Origin of the sequence: Mycobacterium sp. SMC-16 (assembly GCF_046250085.1) — a bacterium.
GTDB lineage: Bacteria > Actinomycetota > Actinomycetes > Mycobacteriales > Mycobacteriaceae > Mycobacterium > Mycobacterium phocaicum.
This window is the reverse complement of sequence record NZ_CP176427.1, coordinates 1,745,465-1,770,149: the sequence shown is the minus strand read 5'-3', so window position 1 is coordinate 1,770,149 and position 24,685 is coordinate 1,745,465. Positions and strand designations below refer to the sequence as shown.

23 protein-coding genes and 1 pseudogene are annotated in these 24,685 nt (G+C 66.6%); 12 read left to right on the top strand and 12 right to left on the bottom strand.

The features are described 5' to 3' along the window. The first annotated feature begins 143 nt into the window (after window positions 1–143). Entirely contained in the window at window positions 144–404 is a 261-nt protein-coding gene (rpsT, locus tag ACJEIK_RS08560; protein ID WP_020102146.1) for a 30S ribosomal protein S20, read from the top strand. Between the two features lie 78 nt (window positions 405–482). Here the strand turns inward: rpsT and holA are convergent, their stop codons facing one another. Then, window positions 483–1,424: a DNA polymerase III subunit delta gene (gene holA / locus ACJEIK_RS08555; RefSeq protein ID WP_409431672.1), complete on the bottom strand. Its 942-nt coding sequence runs from the start codon at window positions 1,422–1,424 to the stop codon at window positions 483–485. A gap of 122 nt (window positions 1,425–1,546) precedes the next feature. Between holA and ACJEIK_RS08550 the strand changes: the two genes are divergently transcribed. The 4 genes from ACJEIK_RS08550 (at window position 1,547) to ACJEIK_RS08535 (ending at window position 5,220) form a co-directional block, all read left to right on the top strand. Further along, on the top strand, window positions 1,547–2,440 hold the full coding sequence (locus ACJEIK_RS08550; RefSeq protein ID WP_060999238.1) for a hypothetical protein: 894 nt from the start codon (window positions 1,547–1,549) through the stop codon (window positions 2,438–2,440). Window positions 2,441–2,463: 23 nt separating this feature from the next. Continuing rightward, window positions 2,464–3,177, top strand: a complete 714-nt coding sequence (locus ACJEIK_RS08545) for a hypothetical protein (RefSeq protein WP_060999240.1) — start codon at window positions 2,464–2,466, stop codon at window positions 3,175–3,177. Between the two features lie 219 nt (window positions 3,178–3,396). After that, window positions 3,397–3,765, top strand: a complete 369-nt coding sequence (locus ACJEIK_RS08540) for a hypothetical protein (RefSeq protein WP_131808811.1) — start codon at window positions 3,397–3,399, stop codon at window positions 3,763–3,765. A 141-nt stretch (window positions 3,766–3,906) separates the two neighbouring features. Then, window positions 3,907–5,220 carry an IS256 family transposase gene (locus ACJEIK_RS08535; RefSeq protein ID WP_052536990.1) on the top strand — a complete coding sequence of 438 codons (1,314 nt, stop codon included), beginning with the start codon at window positions 3,907–3,909 and terminating at the stop codon, window positions 5,218–5,220. Between the two features lie 95 nt (window positions 5,221–5,315). On the opposite strand, the gene ACJEIK_RS08530 is transcribed toward ACJEIK_RS08535, so the two are convergent. From ACJEIK_RS08530 to ACJEIK_RS08520, 3 genes are read right to left on the bottom strand one after another with little or no spacing between them, the layout of a single operon-like run. Next, window positions 5,316–6,671, bottom strand: a complete 1,356-nt coding sequence (locus tag ACJEIK_RS08530; RefSeq protein ID WP_060999241.1) for a glutamine synthetase family protein — start codon at window positions 6,669–6,671, stop codon at window positions 5,316–5,318. A gap of 30 nt (window positions 6,672–6,701) precedes the next feature. After that, window positions 6,702–8,171 carry a ComEC/Rec2 family competence protein gene (locus tag ACJEIK_RS08525; RefSeq protein WP_061009369.1) on the bottom strand — a complete coding sequence of 490 codons (1,470 nt, stop codon included), beginning with the start codon at window positions 8,169–8,171 and terminating at the stop codon, window positions 6,702–6,704. After that, a complete protein-coding gene (locus ACJEIK_RS08520) occupies window positions 8,168–8,986 on the bottom strand; it encodes a ComEA family DNA-binding protein (protein ID WP_061009371.1) in 819 nt (272 codons plus the stop codon). The genes ACJEIK_RS08525 and ACJEIK_RS08520 overlap by 4 nt, the downstream gene beginning before the upstream one ends. A gap of 197 nt (window positions 8,987–9,183) precedes the next feature. Between ACJEIK_RS08520 and ACJEIK_RS08515 the strand changes: the two genes are divergently transcribed. The 4 genes and pseudogenes from ACJEIK_RS08515 (at window position 9,184) to ACJEIK_RS08500 (ending at window position 13,050) form a co-directional block, all read left to right on the top strand. Then, a complete protein-coding gene (locus tag ACJEIK_RS08515; RefSeq protein ID WP_082761726.1) occupies window positions 9,184–10,515 on the top strand; it encodes a hypothetical protein in 1,332 nt (443 codons plus the stop codon). Window positions 10,516–10,851: 336 nt separating this feature from the next. Continuing rightward, a pseudogene (locus tag ACJEIK_RS08510) lies at window positions 10,852–10,917 on the top strand (DUF2510 domain-containing protein); the annotation flags it as partial. Between the two features lie 195 nt (window positions 10,918–11,112). After that, window positions 11,113–11,742, top strand: a complete 630-nt coding sequence (locus ACJEIK_RS08505; RefSeq protein WP_162563725.1) for a hypothetical protein — start codon at window positions 11,113–11,115, stop codon at window positions 11,740–11,742. 258 nt (window positions 11,743–12,000) lie between these two features. Further along, complete coding sequence (locus tag ACJEIK_RS08500; RefSeq protein WP_061006367.1) at window positions 12,001–13,050, top strand: dihydrodipicolinate reductase; 1,050 nt, start codon at window positions 12,001–12,003, stop codon at window positions 13,048–13,050. 11 nt (window positions 13,051–13,061) lie between these two features. On the opposite strand, the gene ACJEIK_RS08495 is transcribed toward ACJEIK_RS08500, so the two are convergent. Further along, window positions 13,062–13,256 carry a hypothetical protein gene (locus tag ACJEIK_RS08495; RefSeq protein ID WP_061006368.1) on the bottom strand — a complete coding sequence of 65 codons (195 nt, stop codon included), beginning with the start codon at window positions 13,254–13,256 and terminating at the stop codon, window positions 13,062–13,064. Between the two features lie 174 nt (window positions 13,257–13,430). Between ACJEIK_RS08495 and ACJEIK_RS08490 the strand changes: the two genes are divergently transcribed. The 3 genes from ACJEIK_RS08490 to ACJEIK_RS08480 all read left to right on the top strand — a co-directional run bounded on the left by ACJEIK_RS08490 (window position 13,431) and on the right by ACJEIK_RS08480 (window position 18,981). Next, on the top strand, window positions 13,431–16,022 hold the full coding sequence (locus tag ACJEIK_RS08490) for a LuxR family transcriptional regulator (RefSeq protein WP_267325209.1): 2,592 nt from the start codon (window positions 13,431–13,433) through the stop codon (window positions 16,020–16,022). A 52-nt stretch (window positions 16,023–16,074) separates the two neighbouring features. Continuing rightward, on the top strand, window positions 16,075–18,672 hold the full coding sequence (locus ACJEIK_RS08485; protein WP_061009375.1) for a helix-turn-helix transcriptional regulator: 2,598 nt from the start codon (window positions 16,075–16,077) through the stop codon (window positions 18,670–18,672). A gap of 69 nt (window positions 18,673–18,741) precedes the next feature. After that, window positions 18,742–18,981: a hypothetical protein gene (locus tag ACJEIK_RS08480; RefSeq protein WP_061006371.1), complete on the top strand. Its 240-nt coding sequence runs from the start codon at window positions 18,742–18,744 to the stop codon at window positions 18,979–18,981. 10 nt (window positions 18,982–18,991) lie between these two features. On the opposite strand, the gene ACJEIK_RS08475 is transcribed toward ACJEIK_RS08480, so the two are convergent. The 7 genes from ACJEIK_RS08475 to ACJEIK_RS08445 form a co-directional block, all read right to left on the bottom strand. Beyond that, window positions 18,992–19,828, bottom strand: coding sequence for a DegV family protein (locus ACJEIK_RS08475; protein WP_267325210.1), 837 nt, complete (start codon window positions 19,826–19,828; stop codon window positions 18,992–18,994). 2 nt (window positions 19,829–19,830) lie between these two features. Further along, window positions 19,831–20,583 carry a diglucosylglycerate octanoyltransferase gene (octT, locus tag ACJEIK_RS08470; protein ID WP_226521259.1) on the bottom strand — a complete coding sequence of 251 codons (753 nt, stop codon included), beginning with the start codon at window positions 20,581–20,583 and terminating at the stop codon, window positions 19,831–19,833. Further along, entirely contained in the window at window positions 20,573–21,241 is a 669-nt protein-coding gene (gene gpgP, locus ACJEIK_RS08465) for a glucosyl-3-phosphoglycerate phosphatase (RefSeq protein ID WP_226521258.1), read from the bottom strand. The genes octT and gpgP overlap by 11 nt, the downstream gene beginning before the upstream one ends. Further along, a complete protein-coding gene (gene rsfS, locus ACJEIK_RS08460) occupies window positions 21,238–21,651 on the bottom strand; it encodes a ribosome silencing factor (protein WP_226521257.1) in 414 nt (137 codons plus the stop codon). The genes gpgP and rsfS overlap by 4 nt, the downstream gene beginning before the upstream one ends. Continuing rightward, window positions 21,648–22,274 carry a nicotinate-nucleotide adenylyltransferase gene (gene nadD, locus ACJEIK_RS08455; RefSeq protein WP_409431671.1) on the bottom strand — a complete coding sequence of 209 codons (627 nt, stop codon included), beginning with the start codon at window positions 22,272–22,274 and terminating at the stop codon, window positions 21,648–21,650. Before nadD ends, rsfS begins: the two co-directional genes overlap by 4 nt. Before the next feature lie 70 nt (window positions 22,275–22,344). Continuing rightward, window positions 22,345–23,787 carry a vWA domain-containing protein gene (locus ACJEIK_RS08450; RefSeq protein ID WP_061006377.1) on the bottom strand — a complete coding sequence of 481 codons (1,443 nt, stop codon included), beginning with the start codon at window positions 23,785–23,787 and terminating at the stop codon, window positions 22,345–22,347. A gap of 6 nt (window positions 23,788–23,793) precedes the next feature. Continuing rightward, window positions 23,794–24,675, bottom strand: coding sequence for a MoxR family ATPase (locus ACJEIK_RS08445; protein WP_029105383.1), 882 nt, complete (start codon window positions 24,673–24,675; stop codon window positions 23,794–23,796). Between the last annotated feature and the right edge of the window lie 10 nt (window positions 24,676–24,685).

Below are 24,685 nucleotides of genomic sequence, written 5' to 3'. Positions count from 1 at the left end.
CGTATGCCGCGCTTTGGGGATTTCGCATGGACGCTGGTAACCTGAACAGTCGCTGCCCGTTGACGGGCGAAGAGCACAGACTTAAGACCGAGCACGCTCGCCTCAGAGCATGCCCAAATTGAGATTTAGAAGGAACGACACGCGTGGCCAACATCAAGTCGCAGGAAAAGCGCATCCGCACCAACGAGCGTGCACGTCTGCGCAACCAGTCGGTGAAGTCGGCGCTGCGTACGGCCATCCGCGGGTTCCGTGAGGCCGTCGAGGCGGGCGAGAAGGAAAAGGCCGGCGAGCTGCTCGTCGCCACCAACCGCAAGCTGGACAAGGCCGCCACCAAGGGTGTCATCCACAAGAACCAGGCCGCCAACAAGAAGTCGGCGCTGACCCTGGCCTTCAACAAGCTCTGATCTGAGCCGGTAGTTTTCGCGAAACCGCGGCCCGATGATCGGGCCGCGGTTTTGTTGTGTGCGTGAATAGCTGGCGGCTCAGCTGTCGGCCAGCTCGGCAACCCGACGCACGGCCGACTCCAGCGCGTAGTCGGCATTGGCTGCGGCACCCTTGACGTCGGCGTTCAGCGCCGCGACCACCCGCAGCGCCTCGGCCACGGTGTCCCGGGACCAGCGCCGGGCCTGCTTCTGCGCTTTCTGGACCCGCCACGGCGGCATCCCCAACTCCCCCGCCAACCGGTACGGATCACCCGACTGACCACCGACCCGCGCGATCGAATGCACGGCCTCGGCCAGTGCATCGGCCAGCACCACGTGCGGGACACCGCCGGCCATGGCCCAGCGCAGCGCTTCGGCGACGCCACTGACGTCACCTGAGACGGCCTTGTCGGCGATGTCGAAGCCGTTCACCTCGGCCTTGCCGGAGTGGTAGCGACGCACGGCCGCCGCATCGATCTGACCGCCCGTGTCGGCCACCAGCTGCGAGCACGCCGCCGCCAACTCGCGGATATCCGAGCCGACGGAATCGAGGACGGCGTTGACGGCGTCGTCGCCGACCTTCACCTTCAGCGACCGGAATTCCTTGCGCACGAAGTCGGCGCGCTCGGCGGCCTTGGTGATCTTCGCGCACGGATGCACCTCGGCGCCAAGCTTTTTCAGCTGATCGGCCAGGGCCTTCGCCCGGCCACCGCCGGAGTGCACGACGACGAGCATGGTGCCGCCAGGCAGGTCGGCCGCCGCGTCGGCGATGAGGGCGACGGCATCCTTGCCGGCTTCGGCGGCAGACTCGAGGACCACCACACGTTCCTCGGCGAACAACGACGGACTCAGCAGTTCGGCGAGCTCGCTGGTGGACACATCACCGGCCCGCAGCCGGTCGACGGGGACGTTGTCGTTGCCGGCCAGCTTGCGCGCGTTCCGCAGTACGTCTGCGACTGCACGCTCGACCAGCAGTTCCTCGTCGCCCAGCACCAGATGCAACGCCTCGGTCGATCCACTCACCTGTTGATCGTTTCATGGCGGGCAGACAATCAGCGCAGTGCGGGTTGCGAATACCGGGTTAGGGTTGCAATGCGCGATTGGTGATGCCGGGGAGGGGGCCCATGACCGTGGGGCGGGACATGCGCGTACGGGGGCTACTCGCAGTACTGGTACTGCTTCTCTCGACGTTATTGCTGGCATTGCCGTCGTCGGCGATCGCCTATGCCGATGCCGCTGCGTGCCCGGCACAGGTGGCAGCGCTGGATGCAAACCAGGCCAAGATCGCCGCCCACAACAAGCTCCTACCGCCGAGCGGCGTCGCGCCGCCCGAGGTAGCGGGCCCCGTCAACAGGGAAGCTGACCAACTCAACGCAGAGAAGGACGGGCTGCTCGCAAGCCTCGCGCGATGCGAAGCGGTAGTCGACAAGCTGCGCGACAATGGTCCTGCACCGAAACCTTTGAGTGAGAAAAACTCTCAGGCCATGGCACGGGCCACCGCAGCTGCACGGCCAAGATGGCAGAACCCAACTCCGCCGGTCAAGATGTCCGACGGACGAGTGACGATTCCCCGGAATCATCCGCTGCGGCCACTATGGGACATCGTCAAGAAGCTGCAGAATCCGATGGCCGACTACCCTCTAGTTCCACTACAAGGCGAGCAGCCGCCGAAGCCCGACGCAAAACACGCTTCCGGCTACGAAGTGGGGACCAGAGTGGTCAAGGGCGAAAATGTGCCCGCGATCTCACCTGACCATATCGTCCCGAAAGTCGAAATCCTGTATCTGCCTAGATTTCTGGAGTTGACACCCGAAAATCAGTGGGAAGTGCTCAATGCGCCAATAAATTTGCAGTGGCTGCCGTCAGAGGTCAACGCGCAGAACAAAAACTCCAAATCAGCCGAAGACATGAAGGGCGTCGACTCGGACTGGCAGCAGGAACAGATCGCATTGCAAGACCGGAAGCGCAAAGAACTCACAGACTTGATCGCCCAACTGGCTGACAGCCAGGTTCGCTAACTCACGCAAGGACGACAACATCGATGGCCGAAATCGATCAACAGGCTCTGACCGCGGCAGTCGACGACTGGCTGGTCAAAGATGTGACCATCCTCGAACCAAGTTCACAAACGCGAGCCATCATCCCCGAAAATTGGTGGCCCGTAGCTGAATCCACTGATCCCGAAGAACGTAAACACGCCGCATTGGCACTGTGGAACGCCGACTTCCTCGCCTTGATCCCCCGTTACGCCCACGCGCTGCAAACAAGCTTGGTTGACGTTCGGGTCGCAAGGCATGGACACCTGACCACGGCCTCACTCGATTACGTGCTACGCACCGATGAGGGCGGACTCTGCGTCTGGGCGGGCGAGGACCCGCGCACCTTCGACAATGCCGAACCCCCCTTCTTCGCTGCCCTACCCACACCGGTGCAGACCTTTCTGAGGCAGGTACACGCCGGCTACACCACCTTCGATGATGAAACATACGGGTTGGCCACGCCTGCCAACATGACTACCCTCGCCGCTCGGTGGGGCGATCCAGACACCAACGAGATCATCGAATGGTTCGAAGACCTGCCGTTCCCCGGCACCCAACGTTTGATGTTCGTCACCGGCGTCAACGACGAAACTGCCTTGTATTTCTCTCCGGATCTCCCGGCAGGACAAGCAATTACCTACTACGAACCCGACTTCGAAATCGCACCATTTGGTGAAGCGTTGGACGACTTCATCACCCGGCCGTTGGATAACTGAGCCATGACTAACCCCGGACCGTGGCCGCCGCAGCCCAACCGTCCAATGCCGCCAGCGCAGTGGGTGCCTGGCCCGCAGCCGCAGTGGGGCGGGCCACCGCAACCCAATTGGGCTGGCGCACCGTCTAGCTGGGGCGGACCTCCAATACCCCCGAACTTGCCACCCTACGGGTGGCAGCCCCACGAGCCGAGGCGTGCACCGCGAACATGGCTGCTGCCTGTGCTGTTGGCCATTGCCGTAGGCATCGGCGGATTGGGGTACTGGGGGTACAGCCGGTATCAGAGCAAACAACAGCTCGCCAGTATCCGAAACACTGTGGAGGCGTTCGCTGAAGCATCCGACACGGCTGACACAACAAAACTGGCTTCGATGATGTGCGAAGAAGAAAGAGCTCAATTCGTCGACGGCTTCGAAGGCCAACCGAACGACGGTCCCATCGCGCCCGCAACACGCCAACCAGTGAATATCGGTGCCATCAATGTCAAGGACAATACGGCTACCGTTGAGGTCACCCGGCCTCCCTCCGCCATGGTGACCCTCAAACTAAAGCGCGAAAACAGGACATGGAAGCTCTGTAACCCCAGTTAGTCCTGACGAGCAATGATCAGAACCTGTGGATGAGCCTCGGCGAGGCGGCGTAGGAAAGGGCGCACCTTCCCGAGGATGATCTGAATGTCGAAGGTCTGATCAAGAGCCGGCGTTGGCGCGCTGGTTCGGGAAGGTACGCCCATGCTCACGGTAGTTCACGATGCGGATTCATCCAACGAGGATGCTGGCTCGTCGCGGTCGTTGCTCGATGAGATTGTCCGCGACGGTGCCCGCCAGATGCTGGCCGCAGCGTTGCGGGCTGAGGTCGCCGCCTACATCGAGGCTCATGCCGGTGAGCTTGATGAGAACGGGCACCGGCTGGTGGTGCGCAATGGCTATCACCGCGAGCGCGAGGTGCTCACCGCGGCGGGCGCGGTGAGTGTGACCGCGCCGCGGGTCAATGACAAACGTGTTGACCCGGACACTGGTGAGCGGCAACGGTTTTCCTCGGCGATCCTGCCGGCGTGGGTGCGCAAGTCGCCGCAGATGACCGAGGTGTTGCCGTTGCTGTATCTGCATGGCTTGTCGACCAGTGATTTCGGTCCGGCGTTGGAGCAGTTCCTGGGCTCGGGTGCCGGCTTGTCGGCCACGACGATCACCCGACTCACCACGCAGTGGCAGGACGAGGCCAAGGCCTTCGAGGCCCGTGATCTGTCGGGCACCGACTACGTCTACCTGTGGGTCGACGGCATCCATCTCAAGGTGCGCCTGGAGCAGGAGAAGCTCTGTTTGCTGGTGATGATCGGTGTGCGCGCTGACGGCCGCAAGGAGCTGGTCGCGCTCACCGACGGGTACCGGGAGTCGGCCGAGTCGTGGGCTGATCTGTTGCGGTCGTGCCGACGTCGCGGGATGACCGCACCGGTGCTGGCCGTCGGCGATGGGGCCCTGGGGTTCTGGAAGGCCGTGCGTGAGGTGTTCCCGGCCACCGGCGAGCAGCGGTGCTGGTTTCACAAGCAGGCCAATGTTCTTGCCTGCCTGCCAAAGTCGGCTCATCCGGGGGCGATCGCGGCGATGCGGGAGATCTACAACGCCGAGGATATCGACCACGCGCAGGTGGCGATCAAGGCGTTCGAGGTGGACTACGGCGCCAAGTACCCCAAGGCGGTCGCCAAGATCGTCGATGACGCCGATGTGCTGCTGGAGTTCTATAAGTACCCGGCCGAGCACTGGGTCCATCTGCGCACTACCAACCCGATCGAATCAACGTTTGCCACGGTACGTTTGAGGACCAAGGTGACCAAGGGGCCGGGTTCACGCGTCGCCGGAATGGCCATGGCTTACAAGCTGATCGACGCCGCGCAAGCCCGCTGGCGAGCCGTCAACGCACCGCACCTGGTCGCTCTGGTCCGGGCCGGCGCGATCTTCCACAAAGGCAAACTGCTCGAGCGACCCACCGACATCACCCCGTCGGCGGACTCGGCACCGACCGAATCAACTGGAACGGAGGTCGCCTGAAACAAGCCGATCCACAGGTATTGACAATTCCTCGTCCTGACTTGCCGGAAGCGCTCGAATACCCACGGGAGCAAGAGGTTCCGCAGCCTAACCCGTCACACGCTCCACGCCAGCCGGAACTTCTCGGCCAGTTCGGTGTCGGACAGGCCGCCGTAGTTCTGCTGTTCGTAGCCGCGCACACCCAGCACGGCGTCGACCGGCGCGTCCCCGAGGATGTCGCGGACCACAGCGCTGTGGCGTAACGCGTCGAGCACCTCGGCTTGCTTCGACGGCAGTGTCACCACTCCGGCATGCTCGCGTTGGGCGAGCGTCAGGGATACCGGGTCGACGGTGACTTCGGGCGGCAGCGACAGTTCCCGGCTGATGCCGTCAAGTGCCAGGCCGAGGATGGTCGCCGACGCCAGGTATGGGTTGGCCGACGGGTCGACGATCTTGACCTCGACGTTGGCGCCGTATGGATTTCCGGATGCCGCGCTGACGAAGCGGACGGCGGCCTCCCGGTTCTCGGTGCCCCAGCAGACGTTGGCGCCGGACCAGCTTCCCGGCTGGATGCGCAGCCCGGAGACGATCGAGCCGCACAACACGCCCTGTGCGCCAGGCAGACCGGCCAGCAGCCCCGCGATGGCCGACGCGCCGGCCTCGGTCATACCGCGCTCTCCTAAGCCACCGGAGAACACCGGCGCGCCGTCGCGACTCAGTGAAAAGTGTTGATGCGCGCCGGAACCCACGCTGCCCGCGAACGGCACCGGAGACAGGCTGACGCGCAGCCCATGGCGGCGGGCGACCCGGCTGATGATGATTCGCGCGAGCACCAGCTGGTCCGCGGCGGTGACCGGATCGCGGGGCATGAGCGAGAATTCGAATTGGTTGGCCCCGTACTCGGGATGGAACTGTTCGATGGACACCCCTGCAGCTGCGGACGCCTCCATCACGTCCCGGACGAACCCCTCGAATTCCAGCACGCCGGCCAGGCCATACTGCGCCCACAGATCGGACGGCAATCGCGCGCCGTCCGGGCCGACGAGCACGAACTCCACCTCGTGCCCGACGACGGCCGTCAGGCCGGCGGCGGCCAATCGCTGCGTAACCCGTTGCAGCACACCGCGACCGCAGTGCGGGTCCGGGTTACCGTCCTGAGTGAAGAACGAGCATGGCGCCCAGGCGACCCCGTCACCGAGTAGGGCCACACCCGCCAGGTCGGCGCACACCCGCCGGTCCCCGACCACACCGATCTCATCGCTCACCACGATGCCCGCCTGATCGATGGCGAAGACATGCCACGTCGGGCTGGTACCCAGCCCATGGTCGGCGAACACCGCCACCCGATCGAGCGATACCACTTTGACCTGCGTCAGGCCTGCGGCATTGACGACAGTGCCGATCAGGGTCCGGACGCCGGCCGCTTCGAGCGCCGCCACCTTCGCTGCGGACCCGGCCGGTTCGTCATTCACGTCAATAATTCTGCAACTCGACGCGCGAGTTCATGGCCGGATCGCATTTCCTCGTCGTCGGCGCCACACGGCCAGCAGTAGCGCCCCTGCAACCGTCACCCCGCCGAGCAGCAACGCGCCGCCCCAGCCCGACGGGACGCGGACCGCCGCGCCCGGAACCGCGGCACTCCACCGTGCGACGTGCAACAGCCACCACAGCTCAGGTCCGGTGAACCGGATGAGCAGTTGCGCCGCCGCGGGCCAGCACCACGCCACCGCGGCAGCCGCGGTGCCGAGGATCGTGATTGGTGGAATCACCGGAGCGACAAGCAGATTGGCCGCTACCGCGACCAGACTCAGGCTGCCCGAGATCGCAGCCACCAACGGCGCCGTCACGAGTTGCGCGGCAACGGCCACACACACGGCGTCAGCGATCAACTTCGGCCAGCCGCGGTTCACCAGTCGGCGCGACCACCCTGGCGCGATCACCACGAGCCCGGCCGTCGCCACCACCGACAGCGCGAAACCGGCGTCCACCGCGAGCACCGGGGAGATCACCATGAGCACCAGCACGCTCGCCGCCAACGCGGGGATCGCCTGCCGCCGCCGATGCACCAGCATGCCCATCAACATCACCGAACCCATTGCCGCAGCGCGTAATACGCTCGGCGAGGGCTGGACGATGACGACGAACGCGAACAGCGTCACTGCCGCCAGCGCCACGGCGATCCGCGGTCCCACCACCGCCGCGCTGAGCAGCACCGCGCCGCACACGATGGTCACGTTCGCGCCAGACACCGCCGTAAGATGCGTCAACCCCGCCCGGCGGAAGGCGGCCGTCGTATCCGACTCGACCGCCGACACATCGCCGAGCACCAGTCCCGGGAGCATCGCAGCCTGATCGGGCGGCAACGCGAGTCGAGCGGCCGCACCGAATTCGGCGCGCACGTGTGCCGCCGCGCGCTGCCCGGTCGAGGCGGTTCCGAACCGGGGTGTGCCCACAGCGGCCAGCACGGCCACCGACAGATCGCGCCGCTTCGGCCGGGTGACCCGGGCCCGGAACGCCATCGGGCGGCCCACGCCGACCTCTGAGTATCCGACGGCCGGCGCGAAAACCATGACCCTCCCGGATGATTCGGCATTCCCCAGCCTCTGCAGCGACGCCGTGAACATCAGCCGGCCGCCTTGGATCGTCCTGGGCGACTCGGTGGGCGTGACCGTCACCGCCACCGTCGTGCCGAAGCGTGACGCCAGCGGATGGGTGTCGACCGCGTGCACACGCACCGTCGCGACGATCGCGAACGCCGCTCCCACCGCCGCCACCGCGAGCACTGCGGGCCAGCGCACCGAGCCCACCCGTAGCCCGACACCCACGACGGCCGCGACCGCGATCAACACCGATGCCAGCGCTGCCCACGGCCCCCACCACACGCCGACCGCCGTCACCGTCCAGCACGTCACGGCGGCCGGTACCAACCGCAAGTCGATACCGGGCGCATCCGGCGCGGGACTGGCCGTCACACCTTGACCAGGGCACGCAGCTTCTCCAGCCGGCTCGGCCCGATGCCGTCGACCTCGCCCAACTGGTCGACGCTCGCGAACCGGCCGTTGGCCTCCCGCCACGCCACGATCGCTTTCGCCATCACCGGTCCGATGCCGGGCAGGCCGTCGAGCTGCTCCTCCGTCGCGGTGTTCAGATCAACGGGCCCCTGTGCTCCAGCACCTTTCCCGTCGCCGGGCGGCCCCTTCTCCGGCGGCCCGGACGTCGCACCGGCCGAACTGCGCATCACCGCGGGCGCGCCCAACGGTGCGGTGATGCCGACCAGAATCTGCTCGCCGTCGGCCACCTTGCGTGCCATGTTCAGGCCGACGATGTCGGCGCCGGCCAGCGCTCCCCCAGCTGCGGTGACGGCGTCGGCGATGCGGGCACCGGCAGGAAGTGTCACCAGCCCCGGTTTGTGAACGAGTCCTGCCACGCTGACCACGACGTCCTCGGCCTTGGCCGCCAGCGCGGGCGTCCCAGGCGCCGAGGACGAAACCATCTGGACGGGTGGCAGTTTCGCCGCGGTCACCGGCGGCTTGTCATCGCCGAGCACGGCGATGATGGTCACCAGGACCGCAACCACGCCGACCACCGCGAGCGCGATGACGCCCGCACGCCCAGGGTCGGCCCGCACCGTCGCGAGCCACCCGGACCTGCCCGGCATCGCGTCGGGCAACCACCGCGACAGCGAGGTGTCGTCGTTCGAGTCGGGCTCTGCGTCGGGGTCCGTCGCGTCTCCGGGCTGCGCGGCCAACCGCCGCTGCGCCCGATCGACCGGTGTCTGAGTGACCATGCCCGCGACGTTAGGTGGCGGCACCGACCGGAAACGCCGCAAAAGGCGGTCGAACCCGCCGCCTGTGGATCAATCGCGTTCTGTGGATAGATGTGGGCGGCTCGCGCCGTCGGCCGGTCGATCGCCACCAAAATTGGCATCGTGGTGCGCCGAACTGTGGGCCGACAAGCGCCGCGGACCCTAGAGTCGGGGTAACCATGACGACCGAAACATCTTCGCCACGTTTGAGTTTGACCGCGCAGCAACGCGAAGCGCTGGCTGCGGCGGCGAGGTTCCCGCTGTTGAGCGCGATCCAGGGCAGGCGGTCACGGCGATTTCCCGTTGGCGGCTCCATCCCGGCAGGGCCGTTGGCCTACACCAGTACCCGGGACGTCGAACCACTCGACGAGGTCGAACGCGCACTGATCCTGGCGACGGTAACCGGCGTCACCGGCTGGCATTTCGGGATCAGTCACCATCCCGGATATGTACCGGCGTTCCCGAACTACAGCGGGTCGGCATCAGGTCGCACGTTCCCGTCAGCCGCGGGATTCGAGATCGTCGAGTTCTTCTTCACAGACGACTCGGGCACCTACTTCCTGTCGTCCCGAGACACGGCACCGACAGTGCCGGTCAACGACGGCGTGGTGGACATCGACGACTGGCTGGCCGCGACGGCGTCGTCCTATCGCCAGCTCTCCACCGACCGCATCCACATTCCACGGTCGGAGCCGTACCTCGAAGGCCACAACACGTGGATCGCCAATCACCCCGGCTCGCTGCTGGTCATCCCGGTCGCCGACATCGCACAGCATCTCTTGGCCAATCTGGCGTTCTTCCTGCAGAACGGCTACCTGATCTATGACGACATCAACAACCGGCCGATCCCGGGACTGAAGGAGGCCGCCGCGGGCCTGGCGCACCGGGACGACGACCCGTTCCCGCTGACGTTCGTCGAGCAGTACTCGCTCACGGAAGCCACCGCCGAGTTGATGACGAGCGTCTACAACGGGCACCTACTACTCGGGGCGCTGGGCCTGGGCGGTTGGACGTTCGACGGTATCGACCGGCTCACCATCCTCGGCGCGTCCGGCGACCCGGACGTTCCCGGGTTGGGATTCAACGTGCAAACCGACGAACGGTGGGCACTGCCCAACCCCACCGGGCTGGACGGCGTTTTCGAAACGTACAGCCGCCCGCACTACCCGGACATCGCGGCTGCGGTGCGCGCCTTCGCCAACCGAAAATTCGGCCCCGGCGGGCCTTTTCACCCGGATACCCCAGGGCCGTGGCGGGATTCGCGAGCCGTGCGTTCGGCGGCGGCCGGGCACGACGAGCAGTTCATCGAACTGTTGACCATCGCCGCGCAATACATCGACGACACGTTCGGCAAGTTTCCCGGCACCGTACCCACCGTGCACATCATGAATTACCTTCAGGCACAACACATCGACCTCGGGTTCTACGACACGCATTTCCAGCCGGGGGCGTATCTGTCGACCCATGCCGAGCACGACCGGATATGGCATGGACGACAGGACTCTCGCTGAGCTGTGGCTCAGAGACCCTTGTACTTGATGAGTTCCGTGAGCCGGTCACGCTGCTGAGAGCACCTTCGACGCCCTTAACTGGATCCCCGTCTTGGCTCCGCGCGCAGCACGTCGCGGGCGTCGTTCATGTGCGCCGCGATCGCCATGCAGCAGCTGCAGTGGATTCCATCAGGAGACTCCCAGGAAAGCGCTACGATCCGGTGATGAGGCGGGGGCACTCGGCTGTGGCAGTTCGAACTCTCGCGGTGACCCAGGAGCTGTCAGCGGATACCGCGAGTGCTGGCCCGTTTGTTATCAGACCGGTCCGCGCGGATTCCCGACGTATGGGCGACGGCCATGGTGACTGAGCCAGGTTGGTACCCCGATCCATTGGGCGGTCAGGGTGCCCGCTACTGGGATGGCGCTCAATGGGAAGGCGCCATTCAACCAGGACCGCCGACGGCGCCCCAGGAGTACCCAGAGCCCCCGCCGACACGAGAGCAAACGCGACGCCAGTGGCCGATCTGGTTGGGATTGGGTCTGGCCGTCGTCATCGCAATCGGCTCTGCGGTTTTCGTGGTGACGCGCCCAACTGGAGAACGCACGAACGCAGCACCAATGATCACGCCGACTACGACGCCCGAGCCGAAAGTGTCTCGGGCCAACGAGGTTGCCGCGGAAGTGCGGTCGGCAATGCAGTCCAAGCTCGACACTGATCCAGACCTTTCACCTCTGCACCTCAAGGTGACTCACGTCGACCTGGCAAACAAAGCGGGCAACGAATACAAGGGCATAGCGACAGTGACCACCTCGCGTGGGAAGACCCACGATGTGCCGATTGACGTCACAGCCGATGGCGACAAGCTCGTGTGGGAGACCGCCCCCGGCGCATTTCTGTTTGCGGTCCAGGACCTGCCGACGCAAGCGCCTGATCGCGCCGCGGCTCCACCGCCACCTCGGACGGTTGTTCTACCGCCGCCCTCGGCCATGGGACCCGTCGAGAATTTCAAAATCTGCCCATCAGGCACCAGTGGTGTTGCCTCTGATGAGACAAGCTGCGCGTTCGCAGACAGCGTGCGCTCATCGTGGTATTCCCAACCAGGCCAGAGCGTTATCGCCTACAGCCCGGTCACCCACCAGTCATACCTGATGACTTGTGTGCCGGCGACGACCAACATCTGGCCGGGAGCGAAGCGTTGCTCAGGCGTGAATGCCCAGGGCACGACCCTGATCGTGTACATCGACTAACCAGCTAATGCCGTTAACGCTATTCACTGCGTTGTCACGATCATCTTTGTGACGTTGACGGGCGCGGCACCACATCCTGTGGGTCCAACAAAAGAAGCGACGGACGTGGGCCCATGGTCGGCCGACTCCAGGGATTGAATTATCAAGGGTCAACTCCGCTCCGTCTCCTCGATCGTCCGGCCACCGGGACCCCCGAAGGCCGGTAGACACCTGCGGCATAGTGTCTAGCGAAAGCACAGCCCCAACGAGGAGGCCTCCATGACCACCGACCGCCCGCTCCGCGTCATCCAGTGGACCACCGGCAACATCGGCAAGCGATCCCTGCACGCCATCATCGCCCGTGACGACATGGAGCTGGTCGGCGTCTACGCGTACGGCGCCGAGAAGGTCGGCGTGGACGCCGCCGAGCTGGCGGGCTGGCCCGAGCCGACGGGCATCAAGGCCACCAACGACATCGAAGAGTTGGTGGCTCTCAAGCCCGATGCCTGCTGCTACAACCCGATCTGGCCGAGCGTCGACGAGCTGGTCCGGCTGCTGGAATCAGGCATCAACGTGTGTTCGACCGCGGCCTGGATCACCGGCGGCAAGCAGAGCCCGGAGGACCTCGCACGCATCCAGAAGGCCTGCGAGGCAGGCAATTCCACGATCTTCGGCAGCGGCGCGCACCCTGGTCTGACCAACATGATGGGCATGGTGCTGTCCAGCGCGTGCGAGAGCGTCGACGAAATCCGCATCACCGAGTCGGTCGACTGCGGCGTCTACGAATCAGCCGGCACCATGGCCGCGATGGGCTTCGGGAAAGACCCGGAGACACCGGGCCTGGCCGAGAGCGTGCGCCTGGAGAGCGAGGTGTTCGCCGAGTCAGCCGCGATGATGGCCGACGCCATCGGCGCCAAGCTGGACAAGATCACCTTCGACGTCACCTTCACGCCGGCGACCGAGGACTCTGACCTGGGGTTCATGCAGATCCCGAAGGGCACCGTCGCCAGCGTCTACGGCCACCACCGCGGCTGGGTCGGCGACAAGAACGTCGTCAGCGTCGGCTTCAACTGGATCATGGGCGAACACGTCACGCCGCCGAAGCCGGTGGCACACGGTCACGTCATCCAGGTGTTCGGCGTACCCAACATGCGCACCGTCGTGTACTGCCTGCCGTCGAAAGACTGGAGCGAGGTGAGCCTCAACGGCCTCGGCATGATCTACACCGCGCTGCCCGTCACCAACGCGGTGCCCGCAGTGGTGGCTGCCGCGCCGGGCATCCTTACGCTCAAGGATCTGCCGCCGGTCGCCGGACACTTCGCCGGATAGCCCGAAGCCGTTCAAAGTCGGTACATTTCACGCGCCATCAGCGCGTCCTCGATGTACTCCACATGAGTGTCGTAAATGGGGTGCTCGTCGGCCAACCGATGCATCGCATCACCGATGGCGTGCTCCGCATCGGTGAGCCAGTGGGGCGCGGAAGGTGCGTGAACTGCCAGGGCGTGGGGCCAGCTGAGATGCAGTGTGTGGCTCATGGTCGTCGCCTTTCAGTCGGGTCTGCGGAAAGGGTGCCGCTCTGGATTCAGAGTGCGGTGACGGCGACTTTTGGGACCGAGTAGACGGGTACTCGAATGCGACCCCGGCGTGGCGGACCCCTACCTGCGTAGTTCGGCCTGTCCACAAAGCGGGCCGCCAACTACCCTGTTCCAATGCGGTTGACATGGCCGCTGACCGGCCGAGACGAGGAACTGCAGACCATCGCCGACGCCATGTCGGACCCGACACTGGCGGGAATCGTGTTGTGTGGCGCAGCGGGCGTCGGAAAGAGCCGCGTGGCCCGAGATGCGTTACACGCCATGGCGTCAACCCAGACCCGAACTCGATGGGCGGTCGGCAGCGCGTCGGCACGCGCACTTCCATTGGGCGCTTTTGCGTCATGGTCGCCGTCGGCCGCGGATTCGCTCCAATTGGTTCGTGGCGTGATCGACTCTTTGACGACGACGCCGGAAGGCTCGGACGTCATCTTGGGTGTCGACGACGCACACCTACTCGACGATCTGTCGGTGTTCGTCCTGCACCAGATCATCCAGCGACGTGCCGCGAAAATCATCTTGACGATTCGCGACGGTGAGCCGATGCCGCCCGGACTCGAGGATGTGCGTTCGAGTGGCGAACTCGGGCGCCTCGACCTACAGCCATTGTCCCGCGAGGAGATCTCGACGCTGCTCGCTGCGACGCTGAACGGGCCGGTGGCCTCCGACACCGCGCAGCGGTTGTGGGCGCTCACTCGTGGCAATGCCCTCTATCTGCGCAACATCGTCGACCAGGAGGTGGCAGACGGGCGCCTGGCCCGATGCCGCGGCATGTGGACGTGGACGGGCGACATCGCCATCCCATCGAGCCTGGTGGAGTTGATCGAGTCCCGGATGCGCGGCCTTCCGCCTGCCGCCGGCGAGGTCGTGGACCTCTTGGCTGTCGGCGAGCCGCTCGACCTGGCCGCACTGCGCCGGATCGCCGAACCGGCAGGAATCGAAGAAGCCGAGGTGCGCGGCCTGATCACGCTGAAGTCGAACGACGTCCGGCTGGCCCATCCGCTCTACGGAGAGGTGCGTCGCGCCCGCGCCGCACAGACCCGCCTTCGTCGGCTGCGGGGTATTGTCGCAGCCGAACTCGCCGCCACCGGTCCACAAGACGACATCCGAATCCTGGTCCGGCGCGCCACATTGAGCATCGACTCCGACCTCGAGCCCGATCCACAGCTGCTGGCAGCTGCTGCCATCGGAGCCATGTGGCTGGCCGATCTGGCCCTCGCTGATCGGTTGAGCGAGGCTGCGATTCGGGCCGGAGCAGCCGCCGAGGCGTACTTCGTTCGCGGCAATCTGCTGTCGTGGATGAGCCGTGGACCCGAAGCGGAAGCTGTCATCGCCGCGACACCGACGGCCGGTCTGACCGACGTCGATCACGCGAGACTTACGTACGTGTGGGCGATGATCAAGTTGTGGACGCTCCGCGACCCTGGCGGCGCGAAGCAGCTCATCGACGCCGCTTGCGCTCGGACCATGACACCGGACGCCAGAGGTTGGATCGACACCCTGTTCATCATCTTCTGGGCGGTGATGGCGAAACCTGAAGCGGCACAGAAGATAGCCGCGGGGATGGACTTCGAGTGCCTGCCCGGAATTGCGGCACCCAGTGCGGGCTGGGCGATCACAATGGCCGCCGGCGATGCCGGCCACACCGACGACGCGATGGCGGCCGCCGACACCGCAGATGGCTTGATGGCGAGAGGGATCGAGCACGCGTACACCCGGTTCGCGGTCGTCGATGCCCGGGTCGGCGCACTCGTGCTGGCGGGCCGAGTCCGCGAAGCGCGCGATGCCGCCACCCGAACTTTGTTGCAAGCCAACGACATGCCCGGCCCGGCCCGCCTGCGGGCCGGCGCCATTGCCGGCCGCGCAGCGCTGGCCGACGGACGGATCGACGACGCGTGCGCACTGTTGCTGCCGATCGTCGAAGCGTTTTCGGACGGCGAGACCAACGGCTGGGGATACCGCTATCAACTCCCCTGGACGACGGCTTTGGCGATGCGCGGGGGCATCGACGAAGCAGTCGCCGCGGCCAGTGAACTTGAGCGCAAACGCCATCCGAGCTGGCGGATATTCGACTACGAGTACGGGATCGCAAACGCGTGGGTGGCAGCCTGTCAGGGCGCGGTCACCGCGGCGGTATCGACGGCACTCGCCACCGCTGACATCGCAGGGTCCAATGGACAATTCGCGGCGGAAGTGATGTGCCGGCAAACCGCCGCCCAGTTCGGCGACCACACCAGTGCACAGCGGCTCAGAGAGCTCGCCGGTATCGTCGAAGGACCCCGCGCGGAACTGGCAGCACGATTGGCCGCCGCACTACGCACCGGCGAAGCCGACGAACTGGCCGCTCTATCAGAAGGTTTCGAAGACATCGGCGACAACATCGCCGCGATCGACGCGGCCGCCCACGCGGCACTGGCCTATCGAAGACTTGACCGACGCGGCTCGGCACTGACATGTTCAACCCGTGCCCAGGCACTCGCGCGATGCTGCGGCGCCACCACCCCGGCGCTACGGCAGGCGGTCCGACCGCTCCCCCTGACCGACCGCGAACGCGAAATCGTGGCACTTCTCGGCCAGGGGCTTTCGAGCCGCGCCGTCGCCGACCGCCTGACCCTGTCCACCCGTACCGTCGAAGGCCACATCTACCGTGCCATGGCCAAGACCGGCACCACCAACCGCGACGAACTCGCCGCACTCCTGAGCCGCTGACAGCAACGCCGTAGCGGTGCCGTCCCGCCGTGATCCCGCCTACGCTGTCTGAGTGCGCCTGACCTGGCCACTGACCGGCCGCAACGAAGAACTTGCGGCCATCGACGCCGCGATGTCCGACCCCGACTCGTCCGGCGTGGTGCTGCACGGCGCTGCCGGCGTGGGCAAGAGTCGCATCGCGCGCGAAGCTCTGGCGCGCGCTGCCGGCGCGGGCAGCACGACGCACTGGGCGGTGGGCACCGCATCGGCGCGCGCACTGCCCCTCGGCGCGCTGACCGCCTGGATGACGGCCGAGATGGATGGGCCCCAACTCGTTCGGCTGATGGTCGATGCCCTCACCACCACGTCGCACGGCGCCGCGGTCATCGTCGGCGTGGACGACGTCCACCTGCTCGACGATCTGTCGGCTTTCGTCCTGCATCAGATCGCGCGTCGGCGGACCGCGAAACTCGTCTTGACGCTGCGGGACGGTGAGACAGTTCCCCCTGGGGTCCAAGAGATTTGGGCTGCAGGCGAGTTTCATCGCATCGATCTGCAACCGTTGTCGGCCGACGAGACCGCCGGCCTCTTGAGCGTCACCCTCGGCGGAACTGTCGACCCGGGCGCGGGGCACCGGCTGTGGAGTCTCACGCGCGGCAACGTCCTCTACCTGCACCACATGGTGGAACAGGAGGTGTCGGCCGGCCGACTGGCACCCGACGACGGCTGCTGGCGCTGGGCCGGAGGAATGACCGTGGCACCGGCACTCGTCGAGCTGATCGAATCGCGGATGGGTGCGCTACCTCCTGCGGTCGGGGACGTCATCGACATCCTGGCCGTCGGCGAACCGATGGACATCCGATCACTCACTGACATCACCGATCCGGCGGCGGTGGAGGACGCCGAAGTACGCAGCCTCATAACCCTCGACAGCAGTGACGGCACGGCGAAAGTCCGGCTGGCGCATCCCCTCTACGGTGAAGTGCGCCGCGAACGCGCTCCGGCGCTGCGGCTCCGGCGGCTCCGCGGCCTGGTCGCAACTGCCTTGGTGGCCGGCACGGACCGGGACGACACGATGCTGGTACGTCGCGCCACCCTGGTGCTCGATTCCGATCTTCCGCCCGAACCCGATCTGTTCCTGGCCGCATCCCGAGCAGCCGTTCACCTCCTGAATACGCCGCTGGCGGAACGGCTGTCGGAAGCTGCGGTAGCGGCCGGCGGTGGCATGCCGGCAGAGCTCCAACACGGCTACTGCATGGTCTGGCTGGGCAGCGCAGCGGAGGCACAAACCAAGTTGGCCGCACTCGCCGACCGCGCGGAGACCGACGTCGAACGGGCCCGAATAGCCACCCTCCGCGGACACAACACGTACTGGACCCTTCGTCAGCCGACGTCAGCCGAAGCAATCCTCGACGAGGCCGAAGCGACCGTTGCCGATCCACTCGCCCGGCGGATCCTCGCCGCACAGCGAGCCTCGTTTCACGCGGATCTCGGCCGACCATCAGCGGCGGTCCGGATGGCCGACACGGCACTTTCCGGACCGCTGCCCGACGAGGATGGGGCCCTCGCCTCCTGGGCCAAGGTCGGCGGGCTGGCGCTGTTGGGCCGTGTCGCCGAACTCGGGACGGCGGCCGCGCTGGGCCAGACCGCCGCGACCGTCGCACCCAACGGCTCGGTGCTTCGCAACGGCCTCAGCTACCGATACATGATCGGCCTCAAGCTCGCGGGCCTGATTCACGACGCCGAGGACGTCGCGCGACAGGCCTGGCGCGACATGCAGGACACCTGGCTTCCGCACAGCGGAGAGGTCCATCTGGGACAGGCCCAACTCGCCGGCGGGCAGGTCGCCGTGGCGCTGAAGCGACTACAACGGGCCGTGACCGTAATGGCCCCGTTCGGCGAAGTCGGTGGTTGGCCCTTCCGCGGCCGACTGGGTATTACGCAGGCACTGGCGTGGGCCGGCGATGCCACGGCCGCCCGGCACGCTTTGATCGACCTCGAGGCGAACCTGCACCCGGGAATGTTGTTCCTCGCAACCGAGGTGACACTGGCCCGGGCGTGGGTTGCCGCCGCCGAAGGGTCGCTGACCGAAGCCGTGCAACTGGCTCGCACCGCCGCGGCCGACGCCCACGACGCAGGACAGCCGGCATACGAAGTGCTGGCGTGGCAGACCGCGGCGCAGTTCGGCGACGGCTCAGGAGCCGACCGACTGCTGCAACTCACCTCTATCGTCGAAGGCCCCCGGGTCGGCCTGGCAGCACGCTTCGCCTGCGCGCTGCAGGCCGGTGCCGCCGACGAACTCGTCACCATGTCAACGGATTTCGAGGACATCGGCGAGCTCATCGCGGCGATCGACGCAGCCGCCCACGCGGCACTGGCCTACCGCAAACACGACCAACGCGGCTCGGCGCTCACCTGCGTGACCCGCGCGCAGACACTCGCCCAACACTGCGGCGCCAGTACACCCGCACTCCGGCGGGCCGCCCAACCGCTCCCTCTCACCGATCGCGAACGCGAGATCGTCATCCTCCTCGGCCACGGCCTTTCCAGCCCCGCCATCGCCCACAGACTCACCCTGTCCCCCCGCACCGTCGAAGGCCACATCTACCGTGCCATGGCCAAGACCGGCACCACCAACCGCGACGAACTCGCCGCGCTGCTGCGGCGGTAGGGACGCCCCGCCCGATTCGAGTACCCGCCTACTCAGTCCTGCGTGCCCAGCAACGCAGAGGCTCATCACATGGCCATGTCAACTTCCCGCGAGCAGGCGCTGCGGCGGCTGCCGTTGTCCTACTCACTTGCCCTGCGGTTGCGCGACGCACGCGTCGCGGCGGACCTGATCTGCGAGTACGTCGGCGTCGAGCCGTCGGCACTTGCCGGCATCTACCGCATCGGCGAGGCGAAACTGGCTGCCGCACAACATGACCTGGGGGTGACGGAGCCGGCCACGCTGCCGGTTGCGTTCGAACCGGGTCACTGACGGACGGACGCTAGCCCTGCGTGTTGACGATGACACCGACCGCGCCGGAGCCGACGTGCACAGCCAGCACCGGCCCCATGTCGGTCACCACCAGTGATTCGACCTGGGGTAGACGGGAAGTCAGTGCGGCGCCGATCGACGCGGCGTCGTCGTGATTGTCGACGTGGTGCACGGCGATGGATGCGGGCCGCTCGCCGACGAGCGCGACCACCCGCTCGATCATCGCGGCGTGCGCCTTGGCGACGGTCCGAATCCGCTGATCCAGCACCAGCCGGCCGTCGATGTCCAACTGCAGCAACGGTTTCAGCGACAACGCGGTACCGAGCCACGATGCCGCAGTGCCGATGCGGCCACTGCGGCGCAGGTTGTCCAGCCGGTGCACGACGATGAACCCGTGTTGCTTGCCGGACTCCGAACGCGCCTGCGCTTCAACGGTATCCAGATCAGCACCCGACGCCGCGGCCCGGGCGGCGGCCAGCGCGACGAATCCGACCCCCATCGCCGCAGAGCGCGAATTGATCACCCGCACAGACGAACCCAGCTCACGACCCACCGCCGCGGCGGCACTGAACGTGCTCGACAGACCTGCCGAGAGATGCACTGCCACCACGCCGTCGCCGCCGCTGTCGGCCAGCGCCTGCTTGTAGACGTCGGTCAGATCCGCGGGCGCCGCACCCGAGGTGGACACGTGCGACCGATCCTGGATGTCCTGCGGAATCGGGTCGATGCCGTCCTGGTAATCGATGCCGTCCTGCAGCACATGCAGCGGCACGACCCGAATGTCCCAGCGCTTCAAGTCCTCTGGGTCAAGCCGAGCCGACGAGTCGGTGACCACCACCACTGCCATGGCTAGTCGTCGGTCCGCTGCGACACCACACCGGCCTCGGCCAGCCCTTTGAGCATGAGTTCGGCGACCGCACGGTGCGCCTCGAAATTCCAGTGGATACCGTCCGGATTGGCCCGCCCGGACATCACCTCGTCACCGACGGCGGCCTTGAGGTCGACGACCGGAATCTGCTTCTCGTCAGCCCAGTCGGTGATGGCCGAGGCCGTCGCATCGCGCCACCGATGCGAGCTGCCGTAGGTCTCCGCGATGTGCACCGACGGGATGGTCGCGACGAACGGAATGCCGGGACGGTTGAAATCGATTGCCCCGCGGGTCTCTTCGAGATATTCGACGGTGAGGTGCGCCGGCAGCGCGGGCCGGGCGATCGGCGACAGGCGTGGCTGCAGCCAGCCGTAGCCGTCCCGCACGATGCGGCGCAGCCACGGCGGCCGCACGTAGCGGATCAGTTCCCGCAGCGCCGTCGGGAGCGGCGACGGCAGCGAGTCCATTCCGCACGTCGCGAAGATCACCGCGCCGGCCTTCGGCAGCGCCGCCCACGACCGCGGGTCCTGCGTCGCGGCCCACCACACGTCACGACAGGTCCAGCCGATGCGGCCGATCAGCTCCAGGTCCCAACCGAGTTGGGACGCAACGATGTTGGGCCAGATGCGTGGATCGTCGGACGGCAGTCCGCCGGTCGGTCCGTAGTAGGACAACGAGTCGCAGAAGACCAGGAGAACGGGCTTCGCCGGAGTGGTCGGAGTGTCAGAGGACATCGTTCGCCACCTGGGCCGAGGCGTTCCACACGTCCAGACGCCACTTCACGGGATCGTCGTCGGCCAGTCCGGCACTGTGCCCGGACAGTTGCACCCAGCTGGCATTGCCCATGCCGCCGAGCACCGGCCAGTTGTCCACGGGCAGCTCCAGCAGGGCCGCGGTCAGCGCGGCGATCAACCCACCGTGCGCGACGAGCACCACGGGCCGGTCGACCTCGTCGATACCCCATTCAGGCAGCTTGCGCAGCTGCTCGGCAACCACCGGGAGGCTGCGGTTCGCCACGTCAACCCGGCTCTCGCCGTTGTGCGGCGCCCAGCGGGCATCGTCACGCCACGCCAGCCGCGCGCCGGGGGCGACAGCGTCGACCTCCTGGTGCGTCAGACCTTGCCAGTCCCCCAGGTGCGTCTCGCGGAGCCGTTCGTCGACCGACACCGGCATGCCGGCCTGGTCCCCCAGCGTCGTCGCGGTGTCGAGAGCGCGGCGCAGATCGGACGACACGATCACCAGCGGCTGACGCTTGGCCAGCACCTCGGCGGCGGCGACCGCCTGGGCCCGGCCCAGATCGCTCAGGTCGGTGTCGAGCTGGCCCTGCATCCGGCTGGTGGCGTTGTATTCCGTCTGGCCGTGACGCAGCAGCAGGAGACGGCGGTTCCTCACTCGCCGTCCTCGTCGGACGCGTCGTCACCGTCCGGGTTCACCGGCAGCTCACCATCCAGGTCGACCTCGATGGCCGGGCAGTCCCGCCACAGCCGGTCCAGCGCGTAGTACTCGCGCTCTTCCTGGTGCTGGATGTGCACCACGATGTCGACATAGTCGAGCAGCACCCAACGACCCTCGCGGGCGCCTTCTCGACGGGCCGGCTTGTGACCCGCCCAGCGCATCTTCTCCTCGACCTCGTCGACGATGGCGTTGACCTGGCGGTCGTTGGACGCGGAAGCGATGACGAAGTAGTCGGTGATGACCAACTGATCCGAGACGTCGATGACGCTGATGTTCTCGCCGAGCTTGGCGGACGCCGCACGGGCGGCGACGGTCGCCATGTCGAGGGCTTCGGGGGTGGCGGTCATGAACTCTCCTGCTTGTTCCTGGCATGGTCGCGAGCCTGGTAGAGCCCACGTTTGGATACGTATTGGACGACGCCGTCGGGCACCAGGTACCAGATGGGCCGGTTGGCCTGGGCGCGGCGACGGCAGTCGCTCGACGAGATGGCCAGCGCGGGCACCTCGACGAGGGTCAGGGCGTCGGCCGGCAGTTCTTTCTGGGCTTCCTCGATGTGCTTGCCGTCCAGCTCATAGCCGGGCCGGCTGACGCCGATGAACCGGGCCGTGGAGAACAGCTCCTCCCAGTTCTGCCAGGACAGGATCGAGGCCAGCGCATCGGCGCCGGTGATGAAGAACAGGTCGGTGTCGGGGTTCTGCCGGGCCAGATCCCGCAGGGTGTCCTTGGTGTAGGTGGGGCCACCGCGGTCGATGTCGACGCGGCTGACCGAGAACCGCGGGTTCGCGGCTGTCGCGATGACCGTCATCAGGTACCGATCCTCGGCGGCGGTGACGTGGCGATCCCGCTTCTGCCAGGGCTGCCCGGTCGGCACGAAGATCACTTCGTCAAGCTCGAACAGGTCGGCCACCTCGCTGGCCGCGACGAGGTGTCCATGGTGAATGGGATCGAACGTCCCACCCATCACTCCCAGCCTGCGTCGAGTCACGATTGGCCAGCTTACGGCAGTGTTCGGAGCCGACCCGGGGGCAGGACCTCGGCGGCTAGACCGGCAGCAGGTTGTCGATCACCGCGGCCAGCTGCTTGGCCGACCGGCATTCGTGCATGGTGATGACGTCCTGGTACTTGGCCGTCGCCGAGTCGCCGCTGCCCCACAGGTGCTTGGGCTCGGGGTTGAGCCAGTGCGCGTGGCGGCTAGCGCCCACCATGTGCGCCAGCAGGTCGGCCTGCGGGTTGCGGTAGTTGTTGCGACCGTCGCCGAGCACCAGCAGGGCCGTGCGGGGCGACAGCGCGTTGGGCCACTTGTCCATGAACGAGACGAAGGCGTGGCCGTAGTCGGAGTGCCCGTCCCGGGTGTAGACGGCCGCCTCGCGGGTGATCTTCTGCACCGCGACGGCCAGATCGGCGTCCGGCCCGAACAGCTCGGTGACCTCGTCGGTGGTGTCGATGAAGGCGAAGACGCGCACCCGCGAGAACTGCTGGCGCAGCGCATGCACCAGCATCAAGGTGAAGTGGCTGAAGCCGGCGACGGAGCCGGAGACGTCGCACAGCACCACGAGCTCGGGGCGGGCCGGGTGCGGTTTCTTGAGGACGACGTCGATGGGCACGCCACCCGTCGACATCGACTTCCGCAGCGTCTTGCGCAGATCGATCTGGCCGGCATGCGAACGACGCCGCCGCGCGGCGAGGCGGGTGGCCAGCGTACGGGCCAGGGGCGCAACGACATTGCGCATCTGGCGCAGTTGATCACCTGACGCCCTGAGGAATTCGACGTTCTCGGCGAGCTGCGGGATGCCGTAGGTCTGCACGTGGTCGCGGCCGATCTGTTCGGCGGTGCGCCGCTTGGTCTCCGACTCGACCATGTGCCGCAGCTGCGAAATGCGCTTGGCGGCCATCGCTTTGGCGATCTGTTCCTGCGTCGGCGTGGGCTCGTCGCCGTAGGGCGCCAGCAGGCCGGCCAGCAGTTTGCCCTCGAGCTGGTCCAGACCCATCGCCTTGAGCGCCTGATACGACGAGTACGACGGACCGCGGCTGGAGTTGTACTTGCCGTAGGCGTCGACGATCTGCGCGATCATCGCCATCAGACGGTCGTCCAGGTTGGCCATGTCGGCGTCCGAGAGCAGGTCGATGAGCGCCGAGCGCATGCCCTCGACGTCCTCGGGCGGGATCCGGTCCGGCCGGTTCTCCGAGTCGTCTTCGTCATCGAGCTCGAGCACGGCCCGGTCCCCCATGGCCGCGGGGAACCACAGATCGAACAGCGCGTTGTAGGTCTCGCGATGGTCGGGCCGACGCAGTACCGCGCATGCCAGGCCCTCGCGCAGCACCATGCGGTCACCCAGCCCGAGGGTGGCCATCACCCGTCCGGCGTCGACGGTCTCCGACGGCCCGACGTTGATGCCCACCTTGCGCAGGGCTTCCACGAACCCCACGAGGTGGCCCGGAATACCTTGCGGGGCAAGCGGTTGCGGTGGGGTTCGAGCTGCCATGACTACCTAGTTCAGCTTCAGTTCGCCGGCAGCGCGCTGCTGGTCGGACTGGTGCTTGAGCACCACTCCCAGCGTGGCGGCGATCATGGCGTCGTCGAGGGTGTCCATGCCCAGCGCCAGCACCGTGCGGCCCCAGTCGATGGTCTCGGCGACCGACGGCAGCTTCTTGAGCTGCATACCGCGCAGCACGCCGATTATGCGGACCAGCTCGTCGGCGATCTTCTCCGGCAGTTCGGGCACCCGGGACAGCAGGATGCGACGTTCCAGGTCGGGATCCGGGAAGTCGATGTGCAGGAACAGGCAGCGGCGCTTGAGCGCCTCGGACAGTTCGCGCGTGGCGTTCGATGTCAGCACCACGAGCGGCGTCTGCTGGGCCTTGATGGTGCCCAGTTCGGGCACGGTGACGGCGAAGTCGGACAGGATCTCCAGCAGCAGACCCTCGATCTCGATGTCGGCCTTGTCGGTCTCGTCGATCAGCAGGACGGTGGGCTCGGTGCGGCGGATGGCCGTCAGCAGCGGCCGGCTCAGCAGGAACTCCTCGCTGAAGACGTCCATCTTGGTCTGGTCCCAGTCGCCGGACTGCTGGCCGGACTGGATCCGGAGGATCTGCTTGGCGTGGTTCCACTCGTACAGCGCGCGGGCCTCGTCGACGCCCTCGTAGCACTGCAGCCGCACCAACTCCGAACCGGTGCACTGGGCGATGGCCCGCGCCAGTTCGGTCTTGCCGACGCCCGCCGGGCCTTCGATCAGCAGCGGCTTGCCCAGCCGGTCGGCCAGGAAAACCGCTGTGGCCGTTGCGGTGTCGGGCAGGTATCCGGTTTCGGCGAGTCGCTTGGCGACGTCATCGATGTCCGCGAACAGCGGCACCGAACGAGCGGGTGTACTCAAGTTCTTCTCC